General features: G+C 62.0%; 13 protein-coding genes, 1 pseudogene and 1 riboswitch. Of the genes and pseudogenes, 12 read left to right on the top strand and 2 right to left on the bottom strand.

Going from position 1 to position 13,234, the window contains the following annotated elements; translation table 11 throughout:
• Positions 1–11 precede the first annotated feature (11 nt).
• Positions 12–701, top strand: a complete 690-nt coding sequence (locus GE107_RS07830) for a response regulator transcription factor (protein ID WP_219639135.1) — start codon at positions 12–14, stop codon at positions 699–701.
• Positions 691–1,770, top strand: coding sequence for a sensor histidine kinase (locus tag GE107_RS07825; RefSeq protein ID WP_255570312.1), 1,080 nt, complete (start codon positions 691–693; stop codon positions 1,768–1,770). Before GE107_RS07830 ends, GE107_RS07825 begins: the two co-directional genes overlap by 11 nt.
• A 16-nt stretch (positions 1,771–1,786) precedes the next feature.
• Here GE107_RS07825 and GE107_RS07820 read toward each other — a convergent pair whose 3' ends face one another.
• Both GE107_RS07820 and GE107_RS07815 read right to left on the bottom strand, forming a co-directional pair.
• Complete coding sequence (locus GE107_RS07820; RefSeq protein ID WP_219639134.1) at positions 1,787–2,290, bottom strand: DinB family protein; 504 nt, start codon at positions 2,288–2,290, stop codon at positions 1,787–1,789.
• A 90-nt stretch (positions 2,291–2,380) separates the two neighbouring features.
• Positions 2,381–3,322, bottom strand: a complete 942-nt coding sequence (locus GE107_RS07815) for a helix-turn-helix transcriptional regulator (RefSeq protein WP_219639133.1) — start codon at positions 3,320–3,322, stop codon at positions 2,381–2,383.
• A 303-nt stretch (positions 3,323–3,625) separates the two neighbouring features.
• Here GE107_RS07815 and prfA point away from each other — a divergent pair, with 303 nt between their 5' ends.
• The 10 genes and pseudogenes from prfA (at position 3,626) to GE107_RS07770 (ending at position 13,116) form a co-directional block, all read left to right on the top strand.
• Positions 3,626–4,699 (top strand): peptide chain release factor 1, encoded by a 1,074-nt coding sequence (gene prfA, locus GE107_RS07810; RefSeq protein WP_219639132.1) that lies wholly within the window; start codon positions 3,626–3,628, stop codon positions 4,697–4,699.
• 19 nt (positions 4,700–4,718) lie between these two features.
• Positions 4,719–5,096, top strand: a pseudogene (locus tag GE107_RS27070) (class I SAM-dependent methyltransferase); the annotation flags it as partial.
• Positions 5,097–5,360: 264 nt separating this feature from the next.
• Positions 5,361–5,924 (top strand): N5-glutamine methyltransferase family protein, encoded by a 564-nt coding sequence (locus GE107_RS27065; protein ID WP_370636322.1) that lies wholly within the window; start codon positions 5,361–5,363, stop codon positions 5,922–5,924.
• A gap of 999 nt (positions 5,925–6,923) precedes the next feature.
• The gene (locus tag GE107_RS07800; RefSeq protein ID WP_219639130.1) at positions 6,924–7,715 is read left to right on the top strand and encodes a stage II sporulation protein R; all 792 of its coding nucleotides are present in this window, start codon (positions 6,924–6,926) and stop codon (positions 7,713–7,715) included.
• A 273-nt stretch (positions 7,716–7,988) separates the two neighbouring features.
• A complete protein-coding gene (locus GE107_RS07795; protein WP_219639129.1) occupies positions 7,989–9,074 on the top strand; it encodes an L-threonylcarbamoyladenylate synthase in 1,086 nt (361 codons plus the stop codon).
• 121 nt (positions 9,075–9,195) lie between these two features.
• The gene (locus GE107_RS07790) at positions 9,196–9,756 is read left to right on the top strand and encodes a manganese efflux pump MntP (RefSeq protein ID WP_219639128.1); all 561 of its coding nucleotides are present in this window, start codon (positions 9,196–9,198) and stop codon (positions 9,754–9,756) included.
• Positions 9,757–9,784: 28 nt separating this feature from the next.
• The gene (locus tag GE107_RS07785) at positions 9,785–10,378 is read left to right on the top strand and encodes a low molecular weight protein arginine phosphatase (RefSeq protein ID WP_219639127.1); all 594 of its coding nucleotides are present in this window, start codon (positions 9,785–9,787) and stop codon (positions 10,376–10,378) included.
• A 68-nt stretch (positions 10,379–10,446) separates the two neighbouring features.
• Positions 10,447–10,529: riboswitch (ZMP/ZTP riboswitch) on the top strand.
• A 161-nt stretch (positions 10,530–10,690) separates the two neighbouring features.
• Positions 10,691–11,149 carry a ribose 5-phosphate isomerase B gene (rpiB, locus tag GE107_RS07780; RefSeq protein ID WP_219639126.1) on the top strand — a complete coding sequence of 153 codons (459 nt, stop codon included), beginning with the start codon at positions 10,691–10,693 and terminating at the stop codon, positions 11,147–11,149.
• Positions 11,150–11,220: 71 nt separating this feature from the next.
• On the top strand, positions 11,221–11,805 hold the full coding sequence (locus GE107_RS07775) for a TIGR01440 family protein (RefSeq protein WP_219639125.1): 585 nt from the start codon (positions 11,221–11,223) through the stop codon (positions 11,803–11,805).
• Positions 11,806–11,868: 63 nt separating this feature from the next.
• Positions 11,869–13,116, top strand: coding sequence for a serine hydroxymethyltransferase (locus tag GE107_RS07770; RefSeq protein WP_219639124.1), 1,248 nt, complete (start codon positions 11,869–11,871; stop codon positions 13,114–13,116).
• Positions 13,117–13,234 lie beyond the last annotated feature (118 nt).

Raw genomic sequence — 13,234 nt, 5'->3', positions numbered from 1 at the left:
GAGGGAGACCGATGGGCAAAGCGACCGTTCTGGTGGCGGATGACGATCCGGAAATCCGGGATGTCGTCCATGTGTATTTGCGCAACGAGGGATTCGAGGTCCTGGAGGCGGAGAATGGGGCTCAAGCGGTGGAGATCGTGCGGGAGAAGAAGGTCGACCTCGTCGTTCTCGACGTGATGATGCCCGAGATGGACGGGATTCGGGCTTGCATGAAAATCCGGGAGCAGGCGCTTGTGCCGATTATTTTCCTGTCCGCCAAACAAGAAGACATCGACAAGATCAACGGCCTCTCCACGGGCGCGGACGATTACGTGGCCAAACCGTTCAGCCCGCTCGAGCTCATGGCCCGAGTCAAGGCGCAGCTGCGCCGCCAAAGCTTCCACGCCCGGCACGATGACGGGGCCGTATTGGCCGTTCAGGATTTGACGGTCGACAGGGCGAAGCATTCCGTGACGGTCCGAGGGGAAGAAGTGGCCGTGACGCCGCTGGAATTCGCGATTCTCGAGCTGCTCGCCAGCCACCCGGGGCAGGTGTTTCACGCGGATCAAATTTACGAGAAGGCGTGGAAGGAACCCGCCGGTTATTCCGACAACACCGTCATGGTCCACATCCGCAACCTCCGGGAGAAAATCGAGATCAACCCCCGCGAGCCGCGTTACATCAAGACGGTGTGGGGAGTGGGGTATAAAATTGAAAAATAACGTGCTCGCCCGGATATCCGGAAGATCCAGCATCCGAGCGCGGATGATCTGGGCATTCGTCGGAGGCAACTTGGCCGGACTGGCGGCGTCCTTTGCCGTTCCGCTGGAGTATAAGAGGATCCCGTTGCAAATTGCCGCTCCGCTGTCGGTGCTCGTATACGTGACCGCGTTCCTCTTGGCCTTTTACTTTTTGACCCGCCGCTTCGTGAGGGATTTGCGGAAGTTGGGCGAAGGACTTGCGGTCATCGCAAACGGGAATTTGCATTATCGCGTCGATTCGGCCAGGCAGGACGAATTGGGCAAGGTCGCGGAAAACGTCAACGGGATGGCTGCCAAGCTGCAGCGCCTGATCGAAAAGGAACGGGAGATCGAGAAATCGAAAATGGAGCTCATCACGGGCGTCTCCCACGATTTGAGGACGCCCTTGACGAGTTTGATCGGGTATCTGGATTTGCTCAAAGAGCGGGATTACCGGGACGATTCCGAGTATGACCGCTTCGTCGGCAACGCCTGGAACAAGGCTTCTCAGCTCAAGAAGCTCATCGACGATCTGTTCGAATACACCCGCCTCACGACCCAAGAGGACTCGCTTCGGCTTCAAACGGTCGACTTCCGGGAGCTGATCCACCAAATCCGGGTGGAATACGAACCGATCGCGGAGGAGAACGGAATCCGGCTGGAAGCGTCCGTCGAGGCGCAGCCCCTGTTCGTCTCCATGGATCCGGCGAAAATACGGAGGGCGGTCGACAACCTGCTCGCGAACGCCCTGAAATTCTCCGTCAAGCCCGGAACGGTGCGGATGAGGCTTGCGGCGGACCGCGGCAGGGCCCGGATCACGGTCGAGAACGAAGGCCGGCCGATCACGAAGGAGCAGGAGAGCAAGCTGTTCGAACGTTTCTACAAGGCGGACGATGCAAGAACGAGCAGCGTCTTTCCCTCCGGTTCCGGGCTCGGTCTGTCCATCGCCCGGAGCATCGTCGAGCTGCACGGCGGAGCCATCCGGTTTACCCACGAGTCGGGCCGGTACGTCTTCGGCTTCGAACTGCCGGCTGAGGAAGCCGGCAGCTAGCGGTGACGGCGGCGCATTACACGATCGGTGCTTTCATGCCCCATTCTTCCCAGTCTTCCATCACGGGGCCGTACATGCCGGGAATCTGAAGGCCGGCTTGGCGCATCAGCACGGTCATTTGGCCGCGGTGATGGATTTCGTGATGGATGACGGCGCGCAGCGTGAACCCGTTCGGCCATTCGTCCCCGTACATCTCGGAAACTTCGGCCAGCTTGGCGTCGTCCCATTGGTTCCGGAGCGCATTCAGCAAGCCTTGTTCCATGGCCCGATAGGCTTGCGCGATTTCCGCCCCGGACTCGGGGATGTAATCGTATGCGAGAGGCGTTTCGAAGGAGAGCCCGGTTCGGGACATCATTTCATGAGGAGCCGTGACGATATGGGCGGCCAGCCGGCCCAACGTGCGCCGGTTAGGACCGACGGCCTGGGAGAGGGAGTCGTCCGTCAGCGTGTCGAACAACCGTTTGGTGCCTTCCGTAACTTGGCCCCATTCGGCCGTGAATTCCGCAATCGTTTTGAACATTTCCGTTTCCTCCTTGCAGGGGTTGGTTATCGCGACGGATATCGATTCGCCGCAACCCCATGATAGGGGAGGTCCGCTGACAACAGGGTGTCAGCTTTCGGAATACATTTTCACGATTTTTTCGGCTTCCGCGCGGAGCTTGAGAGCCGTTTCCGCCGGCTGAAGCACCCTTACGTCCGTGCCGAATCCGAGCAGATAACGGTAAAGCCAAGGGCCGTCTGGACGCGAAAAACGAACCCGGACGGAGCCGTCCGGCATATCCTCGATCGAAGCGGGTTCGAATTCGTCCACCACCCGAGCCCTCATTTTCGGAGCGAATTGCAAGACGAGATCCAGGACGGATTCATGGATCATGCGGTCCCAGCGGAGCAGATTGTCGGTTGCCGGCATTTCCCTTCGGACGAACACGGGCCCCGTGATGTCCAACTCCCGGATTCTCGAAAGCCGGAAAATCCGAAAATCGCGCCGAAGCAGGCAATAACCGTACACATACCAGACGTATCCTTTCAGTACAAGCTTCATCGGCTCGCAGGAACGGCTCGTCCGGTCTCCTTCCGCGTTCGTATATTCGAAACGGATCACCTTGCGGTCCCGGATCGCTTCGCGCAACCCGGTTAGCTTCTCCTTGTCCTCCGCGCCTCTGCTCCAGGGGTTGATGTCGATCGCGAGGCGGTCAGAGGATTCGTCCAGCCGTTCGTGCTCGGATTTGCCCAACAGCGCGCCGACCTTGTCGAGCAGGGGCTCGATCTCCCGGTCGTCCAGCGTCGTCCGGATGCCCCTCAGCGCGACGACAATGGAGTTGAGCTCCTCGAAGGAAAGCATCTGCCGGTCCAGGCGGTACCGGTCCATGATTTCGTACCCGCCGGACGTGCCGGCGTAAGAAACGACCGGGATGCCGGCCATTTGGATCGTCTCCACGTCGCGGTAGACCGTCCGAAGCGAGACCTCGAAGCGGTCGGCCAGCTCCTTGGCGCTGACCCGCTTGCGATTGAGCAGCAGCATCGTGATGGCGAGCAGGCGGTCGAGTTTCATAAGGCGTTCCGAAAACGGGCGTGCGGTTGCCGCGACTCTTCCATCGGTTGCACCCTCCTCCGTGTTTTCTTTTCGTTACCGAATATTGTAATGATTCATGCAGCATAATTCTACGCATGCTCTTCGGATTCGCCCGATCGTATCGCAGCCCCGGCAGATGAGCGGAGAGGCCTGTTTCATCGACGGGGGAAGAGAGCGGCGGGTCAAATGGCGGAAGGCGAGGGGTTGCGGGGATGTGGTATAATAGAGGGTGCAATCTGCCGCGTCCCTCCGGGGCGGGCATTTCATGGAGGTTGAGGAGAAGTGCTGGACCGTCTGCAAGCGTTGGCGGATCGATACGAGAAATTGAGCGAGCTGCTGTGCGACCCCGACGTCGTGAACGACGCCGCGCGGCTTCGATCGTATGCCAAGGAACAATCCGGCCTTGAGGAAGCGTATCAGGGCTATCGGGAATATAAATCGGTGCTCGACCAATTGGCCGGGGCCAAAGCGATGCTGGAAGAGAAGCTCGACGACGAAATGCGGGAAATGGTCAAACTGGAAATCGCCGAGCTGGAAGAACGCCGCTCCTGGCTGGAGGAGCGCATCCGCATTCTGCTGCTGCCGAAGGATCCGAACGACGGGAAGAACGTCATCGTGGAAATCCGCGGCGCCGCCGGCGGAGAAGAAGCGAACCTGTTCGCGGCCGACCTGTACCGGATGTACGTCAAATACGCGGACAGCCAGGGCTGGCGCACGGAAGTGCTGGAGGCGAACGCCAGCGATCTCGGCGGGTTCAAGGAAATCATTTTCCAAGTGAGCGGGCCTGACGCGTACCGCAAATTGAAGTACGAGAGCGGCGCGCACCGCGTGCAGCGGGTGCCGGAGACCGAATCGGGCGGGCGGATCCACACGTCCACGTCCACGGTCGTCGTCATGCCGGAAGCGGAGGAAGTCGACATCGAAATCCTCGACAAGGACATCCGGGTCGATACGTTCTGCTCCAGCGGCGCCGGCGGCCAGTCGGTCAACACGACCAAATCGGCCGTGCGCGTGACCCACATTCCGACGGGCATCGTGGCGACGTGCCAGGACGGCAAGTCGCAGAACGACAACAAAGCCAAAGCCCTTCAGGTGCTCCGCGCCCGCATCATGGACATCAAGATGCAGGAAGAGGAAGCCAAGTACGCGGGCGAGCGGCGGGAGAAAATCGGCACCGGCGACCGGAGCGAGCGCATCCGGACGTACAATTACCCGCAGAGCCGGGTGACGGACCACCGCATCGGGCTTACGCTCCACCGGCTTGACGCCGTGCTGGGCGGGGATATGGATGAGATCGTCCAGACGCTGACGCTGGCCGAACAGCAAGCGGCGCTGGAACGCGAAAATATGGGCTGACGGCAAGGAGGCTCCCGGTTTGGGCGGAGTTGAGGGAGTTCGCGGCGGGCAGACGCTGCGGGAAGTTTGGCGCCTCGGCGCGGACAGGTTGGAGAGAGCGGGGATCGAAGAAGCGGCCGCGGATGCGGAGCTTCTTCTTTTGCATTTGCTCGGGAAGAGCAAGGCCGAGCTGCTCCGGGACTGGCGGGAGCCTTGGCCGGAGGACGCGCAATTGGACGAGGCTTGGGAAGCGTTCCTGCGGCGGCGGGCGTCGGGGGAACCGGTGCAGTATTTGACGGGGGAGCAATATTTTTACGGGCGGCGCTTCGAGGTGAGCCCCGCGGTGCTCATTCCCCGGCCCGAGACGGAGCTGCTCGCGGAAGCCGTGCTGGCGGAGGCCGACCGGCTATGGCCGCCGGCCGAGGGTAGGCAGGCAGGTACGAGCCTGCCTGCAGCGGCGGGAAATGGTGAGCGGGCAGGTGAGAGCCTGCATGCGGCGGCGGAAAATGGAGAGCGGGCAGGTGAGAGCCTGCATGCAGCGGCGGGAGATGGAGAGCGGGCAGGTGAGAGCCTGCATGCAGCGGCGGGAGATGGAGAGCGGGCCGGTGAGAGCCGGAATGCAGCGGCGGGAGATGGAGAGCGGGCCGGTGAGAGCCGGAACGTTGACAAGGGAGATAGAGGAATGGCAGCGGCGAATGTTGTTGCAGCCGGAGGCGCTGGCGCGGCACCGGGGCTTCCGCACGTGCTGGACGTCGGAACCGGCAGCGGCGCGTTGGCGGTGACGCTGGCGGCCGAACGACCGGGGTGGAGGGTGACGGCCAGCGATTTGTCCGCAGACGCGATCGCGATGGCACGGGACAACTCGGCATTGCACGGCGTTATGAGCCGTATCTCCTTCGTGCTTGGTGACCTGCTTATCCCCTTCGTTCAGGGGCCGCCGATCGACATTCTCGTGTCCAATCCCCCGTACATTCCATCTCGCGACCTGCCAGGCTTGCAGCGGGAAGTGCGGGAGCATGAGCCCCATCTCGCGCTGGACGGCGGCGATGACGGATTGGAGCCATACCGCCGCATGGCGGAACAGTTGAGCATGCTGCCGCGGCTGCCCCGTTTGGTTGCGTGGGAGGTTGGCGCCGGACAAGCCGAAGAAGTGGCGGCGTTGCTGCGCGCCGCGGCGGATTGGACGGACATCCGCTTCGTCGTCGATTACGCCGGGATTCAACGGCACGTAATCGCGGTACGGTGATTCGCATCAATAACGGAACGGAGGTTCCTCTATTCCCTCGAAGGATCGCGATTTCGCTGAAATAACGGAAGGAGTTTCGTTAAACCGGTATTAGAAGGGATCCCTCGGCGAGGTTTAAGCCTGCGAGAACGGCTTAAAGCGCCGGGTGAGGGGCGATGGCGAGGTTTAAGCCTGCGAGAACGGCTTAAAGTGTCTGGTGAGGGGCGTATGGCGAGGTTTAAGCCTGCGAGAACGGCTTAAAGTGTCTGGTGAGGGGCGTATGGCGAGGTTTAAGCCTGCGAGAACGGCTTAAAGTGTCTGGTGAGGGGCGTATGGCGAGGTTTAGACTGCGAGAACGGCTTAAAGTGTCTGGTGAGGGGCGTATGGCGAGGTTAAAGCCTGCGAGACCGGCTTAAAGTGTCTGGTGAGGAGTGTATGCATGCAGTTAAGCTCGCTGGGCAAGCTTATCTCCGCCGCGCGGCAGCGTGCAGGGTACTGTTAAGCTCGTCGGGCGAGCTTATCTCCGCCGATGGATAATCCTACTACACAGACTTCTTGACGGTACCCTTATGGCGAGATTTAAGACTGCGAGACCGGCTTAAAGTGTCGGGTGAGGAGTGTATGGCGAGATTTAAGACTGCGAGACCGGCTTAAAGTGTCGGGTGAGGGGCGTATGGCGAGGTTTAAGACTGCGAGAACGGCTTAAAGTGTCTGGTGAGGGGCGTATGGCGAGGTTTAGACTGCGAGAACGGCTTAAAGTGTCTGGTGAGGGGCGTATGGCGAGGTTTAAGCCTGTGAGAACGGCTTAAAGCGCCTGTTGAAAATAGTGACTTCACAATACTTTATTTTTGCGATAGTGCAGGGGTATCGTGACTTCGCGGAACGTTACATCGGGACGCTCTTCCCGCCTCATTTTCGAGAATTGCTAGGTTTATAGATTCGCCGAGTGGACATACTGATGGCTAAGACGTTCCGGAACGCATAGCGGGCGCCGACGGGTGCTCAAGGGAGAGAACCACTATGCGACGTCTCGGCCATCATTTTTCTAATTTCCTTGCCTTGCTGACTGCCGCCATTTCGAAATTCTCTATGTCTGCCGCCGTTAAAGCCGCTTTGGCCCTCATGGTTCTTCTGGCCGGCCTGTCCTCCGCGTTGGGGGCTGCCGCATCGGCAACTGCCTCAACGGAAACGGAGGATCCGATCCCCCCTGATGCCATCCGTATCCGGATTCTCGCCAACTCCGATTCCGCCTTTGACCAGAAAGTGAAAGGCGACGTTCGCGACCGGGTCGCCGCAGTGATCGAGTCCTGGGGAGCGATGCCCGCCACGCATGACGAGGCGCGCGCGCTAATCGCGTCCCATCTGGACGAAATCCAGCAAACGGCTGACCAAACGCTCGTCGATTGGGGTGTCTCCTACCGCGCGACGACGGAGCTCGCCCAAGTCCCGTTCCCGGGAAAAACGTTCGAAGGCCGCGAATACGCCGCCGGAGATTACGAAGCGCTGCGCATTTCGCTTGGAGGCGGACAAGGCGCAAACTGGTGGTGCGTGCTGTTTCCTCCGCTCTGCCTGACCGCGGCGACGAAATCGGAAGAGCAAGCCCCGGCGCAGCAAACGGAAGCCAAAGCCGACGGCAAGGGGAGCGCCAAATCATCGGCGGGCAAAATCGCGAAAACGTCCTCCCTGCCGTCCAAATCGGCAGCCGCAGCGGATGCTGAAGACGGTGAAGATTCGGAGAAACCGGAAGCCCGGTTCTTTCTGTGGGAGCTGCTGCAGAAGCTGGGCGATTTCCTGGGGTCGATCTTCTCCTGAGCTGGATCTTCTCCTGGGGTCGATCTTCTCCTGAGCTGGATCTTCTCCTGGGATCGATGTTCTCCTGAGCTCGATCTTCTCCTGAGCGAGGGGGATATGCCGAAACGGAAAGCGTCGGGGGATGGAGCGGATTTTCCTCATCGCGGACGGGAACCGGAGGTGCCCTCGCCTCTGCCCGGCCGCAAGCGTGCGAGATTATGCTATAATTTCTCTTAGAAAATAAGGCGGCGTACGGGTGCAGATTCCCGCGGCCGTCCGAGGATGGATCCCCAAATGATGACGGAAACGAAATATTGGCCGGCGGAAGATTCGTCCTCCGGCTTGAAGGAAGCCGCCGCGGCGCTCGCCGCCGGCGGCGTTGTCGCTTTTCCCACCGAGACGGTGTACGGCCTCGGCGCCGACGCCCGGAACACCTCCGCGGTTGCCAAAATATTCGAAGCGAAAGGACGTCCGTCCGACAATCCGCTGATCGTGCACGTCGCGTCGGAGACCGAGGCGGAGTCGCTCGCCGAATCCATGAACGAGATCGAACGGCGGCTGGCTCGCGCTTTCTGGCCGGGACCGTTCACGCTCGTCCTTCCCGTCCGGCCAGGGGCGGTATCTCCCCTCGTGACGGCGGGGCTCGATACGGTCGCGGTACGGATGCCGTCGCACGCGGTCGCCAGACGGCTGATCGAGCTGTCCGGCTGTCCGCTGGCCGCGCCGAGCGCCAACCGTTCCGGACGTCCGAGCCCGACGGAGGCCCGGCACGTGACGGAGGATTTGGCCGGCCGGATCGACGGGATCGTGGACGGCGGGCCGACGGGCGTCGGACTGGAGTCGACCGTGGTCCGGGTGGTGGACGGCGTCATCCATATTCTCCGGCCGGGCGGCGTCACCCGGGAGCAGCTGCAAGCCGCAGCGGGTCCCGATGCGCCGGTCGAGTCCGGAGAACGGGAGGCGGACGCGTCCGCCACGGCCGGGCCGCGCTCCCCGGGCGTCAAATATACGCATTACGCGCCCCGGGGAGAGATGCTGCTGGTCACCGGCGACGACCCGGAAGGCGTGGTCGCCGCGGTCCGCCAAGAGGCGGCGGATGCGCGCCGGGAAGGACGCCGGGTCGGGATCCTCGCCGCGGCCGAGCATGCCGGACGGTACGAAGGAGCCGCCGACGAAATCGTGGTTTGCGGCTCCCGGCGCGCGCCCGAAACGGCGGCGCAACGGCTGTACGCCGCGCTGCGCGAATGCGACGGCCTGGGGCTGGACTTCATCGTGGCGGAAGGATATCCCGAGGAGGGCATCGGCTCGGCGCTCATGAACCGCATGCGCAAAGCGGCCGGAGGCCGCGAGAGGGTCGTCGGGAAGCAAGGCGTAAGCTAACTTGTCCCTTGCGCGGGTCATGTTCCCCGTCTTGTCCGCATATGCTCAGTAAAGAGCGTAGGCGGATTTCGCGTCCGCGGGCGGCAGCCGCCGTTTCCGGATCGCGCGGGGGGGATAAGCTATGTTGGAGATGTCCGCGTCCGCCGGCCACTTGATCGCCATCCTGCTCATGGCTGCCGCGCTGGGCATGGATGCTTTTTCGCTGGGCATCGGCATCGGGCTTAAAGGCGTCAGGCTGCTCGACGTGATCAAGCTCAGTTCCGTCATCGCGCTGTTCCATATCCTGATGCCGCTCGGCGGCATGGTGACGGGGCAATACGTCAGCTCGCTGCTCGGCGGTGTGGCGACCTCGGCCGCAGGCGCTCTTCTCCTGCTGCTGGGCGGGCATATGGTGTACAGCTCCCTGCGGGGGGACAAATCGGAATCGATCGACCACCGCACGGGGTGGGGACTTCTCGTGTTCTCCTTAAGCGTCAGCATCGACTCTTTTTCGGTGGGGGTATCGCTCGGAATGTTCTCCGGGCATCTCTTGTTCACGGTGCTCATGTTCGGCTTTTTCGGGGGATTGATGAGCGTGCTCGGCTTGTTGCTCGGCCGCAAGGTCGGCCATTCTCTCGGCGGGTACGGAGAAGCGTTCGGCGGCGTGATCTTGTTTGCGTTCGGGCTGCTTTTTCTGTTATGAATAAACTAATGGAAGGGAGGGGGAGAACATGCGAAACGTTCTGTTAGTCTGCACGGGCAACACTTGCCGGAGTCCGATGGCCGAGTCGATGCTGCGGGAAATGGCGCGGCAGGCCGGCAAGCCGCTTGAGATCCGCTCGGCCGGCGTGGGGGCAATGGACGGGAATCCGGTTTCTCCCCACGCGGCCGCGGCGCTTCGCCGGCGGAATCTGCCGGTTCCCGGTCCTTCCCGGTCCTTGACCGCCAACGAAGTCGCTTGGGCGGACCTCATCCTGGCGATGACGTCGTCCCACAAGCGGGCGATCATCCAGCGCCATCCGGCAGCTGCCGGCAAAACCTACACGCTCAAGGAATTCGCGCTCCGGGACGACGCTTCGATGGACGACGTGGAAGAAGCGGAGCGGCTTTATGCCGAATGGCAAGTGAGCTTGGCCACGGGGCAGCCCTTCGGCGAAGCCGACCGGAAGCGGCTGGAGGAGCTGGAGCGGCGTTTGCCCGACTTCGACATCGCCGATCCTTTCGGAGGGCCGCCGGATGTATACGAGCGAAGCGCGGACGAGATCGAGGGGGCGCTGCGCCGCGTGGTGGACAAACTGGGCCCAGGGGACGGATCTGAAGGTTGAAAGGACCGGATTCGCCGAAATCCGATTGATTTTTCCGCTGCGCTCCGTTATGATGAAAATACAATTCAAAGTTCCGATGTGACTGGCGACGCGAAGTGGGTGGAACCACGGGGGAGCATCGGAATTACGGCCGGTCGCCTGGGCGAAGAGCAACGCGCTTCATAGCGCGTTCGCTCTTTTTTGTCTTTTATCCGGGGTTCGAGGGGGAATGCGCGGACCGGACCCGCCGGGCAGGCGGCGGAGCCCAACTGTTGACCTGCACCCGATTCAGGTATAATACCTTGTATGACAGCGAAGCGGAGGTAGTTATCCATGAAAATTGCGATTGGTGCCGATCATGCCGGCTACCGTTTGAAAGACGTCATCGTTCCGTACCTGAAACAGCAGGGACACGAAGTGCTCGACGTCGGCTGCGACTGCGCCGATTCGGTCGATTACCCGGACTACGCGATTCCCGTTTGCGAAATGGTCGTCAAGGGCGAGGCGGAGAGAGGAATCCTGATCTGCGGCACGGGCATCGGCATGTCCATCGCGGCCAACAAGACGCCCGGGATCCGTTGCGCGCTCGTGCACGACCTGTTCTCGGCCAAGGCGACCCGCGAGCATAACGACACCAACGTGCTGGCCATGGGCGAGCGGGTGATCGGGCCCGGCGTCGCGGAAGAGATCGTCAAGGTATGGCTGGACACGCCGTTCTCCCGGGGAGAGCGGCATCAGAACCGAATCCGCAAAGTGATGGAGCTGGAAAACAAGCAGGCTTTGCATCCGTAATCCCGCAGGATTCGCGGCATGATCGCCGCGGTCGTACGTCAGACGGCCTTATCTCGTGGAGGTGACCGCGAATGGAGACGGAACAGAGACCCATCGCCGATCTGGTCGAGCAGGCGCTTGACGAGCTGGCGGCCGCCGGCGGCATCCGCTCCGGCAGGCTGGTCGTGATCGGCACGAGCACGAGTGAGGTGCAAGGCCGCCGCATCGGCACGTCGGGAACGGAGGCGGTCGCTTCCGCCATATACGACGGCGTGGACCGTGTCCGGAGCCGAATCGGCTTCGACGTCGTCTGGCAATGCTGCGAGCATTTGAATCGGGCATTGGTGGCGGAACGGTCCTTGGCCGAAGCGATGGACTGGACGATCGTGTCGGCGGTCCCGGTGCCCAAAGCCGGCGGCTCGATGGCAGCCTATGCGTACCGGCAAATGAAGGACCCTTGCCTGGTCGAAAGCGTTCGGGCCCACGCGGGCCTCGATATCGGCGAGACGCTGATCGGCATGCATCTGCGCGCCGTCGCGGTTCCTTTCCGCCCGTCCGTCCGCTTCATCGGGGAAGCCCGCCTGACCGCGGCGTACAGCCGTCCGAAATTGATCGGCGGAGCGCGCGCCGTATACCAGCTTCCTGCTGCCGAGCCGCCGAGCGATACATGCGAGTGATGAACTCGAACTCGGGCGGATAAGTGCAATAAATTCTCATTCAAATTCAGGAGGTTTTCCGAAATGGAACATTTGCGCCAGCAAGACCCCGAACTCGTCAAAGCGTTGAACCTGGAGCTGGGCCGCCAGCGCGACAACATCGAGCTGATCGCCTCCGAGAACATCGTCAGCCGCGCCGTCCTCGAAGCGATGGGCACGGTGCTGACGAACAAATACGCCGAAGGCTATCCGGGCAAACGGTATTACGGCGGCTGCGAGTACGTGGACATCGCCGAAGACATCGCGCGGAACCGCGCGAAGGAGCTGTTCGGCGCCGATCATGCCAACGTGCAGCCGCATTCCGGCGCGCAAGCGAACATGGCCGTCTACTTGGCCGCGCTGCAACCGGGAGACACCGTGCTCGGGATGAACCTGGCGCACGGCGGCCACTTGACCCACGGCAGCCCGGTCAATGCCTCCGGCCTGCTTTACAACTTCGTCGCTTACGGCGTGAGCGAGGCTACGTTCACGATCGATTACGACGAGGTCCGCAAAGCGGCCTTCAAGCACCGTCCGCGCATGATCGTGGCCGGCGCGAGCGCGTATCCTCGCATCATCGATTTCGAGAAGCTCGGTCAAATCGCGCATGACGTGGGCGCCCTGTTCTTCGTCGACATGGCCCACATCGCCGGCCTCGTGGCCGCGGGCGAGCACCCGAGCCCGGTGCCGCACGCGCATTTCGTCACGACGACGACGCACAAGACGCTCCGCGGTCCCCGCGGCGGCTTGATCCTGTGCCGCCAGCCGTGGGCGCAAGCGATCGACAAGGCTGTTTTCCCGGGCACGCAGGGCGGTCCGCTCATGCACATCATCGCCTCCAAAGCGGTGGCGCTCGGCGAAGCGCTTCAGCCGTCCTTCAAGGATTACGCCCGCAATGTCGTCGCCAACGCGAAGGTCTTGTCCGAAGCTCTGCTGGCCGAAGGCCTGAACCTCGTTTCCGGCGGCACGGACAACCACCTGATGCTGATCGACACGCGCAACCTGAACATCACGGGCAAGGACGCGGAGCACGTGCTCGACTCCGTCGCGATCACGGTCAACAAGAACGCGATTCCGTTCGACCCGACGAGCCCGTTCGTCACGAGCGGCATCCGCATCGGCACGCCGGCCGTCACGTCCCGCGGCATGGACGCCGGCGCGATGAAGACGATCGCCAAGGTCATCGCCATGACGCTCAAGAACCCGAAGGACGAGGCCACGCTGCAGAAGGCCCGCGGCTTGGTGCGCGACCTCGCCGCACAGTATCCGCTGTATCCGGACCTCGCGTATTAAGAACCGGAATGTGCGTCCGACATCCCGTTTCCGCTTTGCGGTGGAGCGGGATGTTTTTGTTTGAAGGAGGTGCTGGGTGAGAGGGCCATGCATTCTTAGTGGGCCTAAGAACCTATAT

The sequence above is a fragment of the Cohnella sp. CFH 77786 genome (assembly GCF_019400745.1).
Classification (GTDB): domain Bacteria; phylum Bacillota; class Bacilli; order Paenibacillales; family Paenibacillaceae; genus Cohnella.
This window is presented reverse-complemented; position numbering and strand designations above follow the sequence as displayed.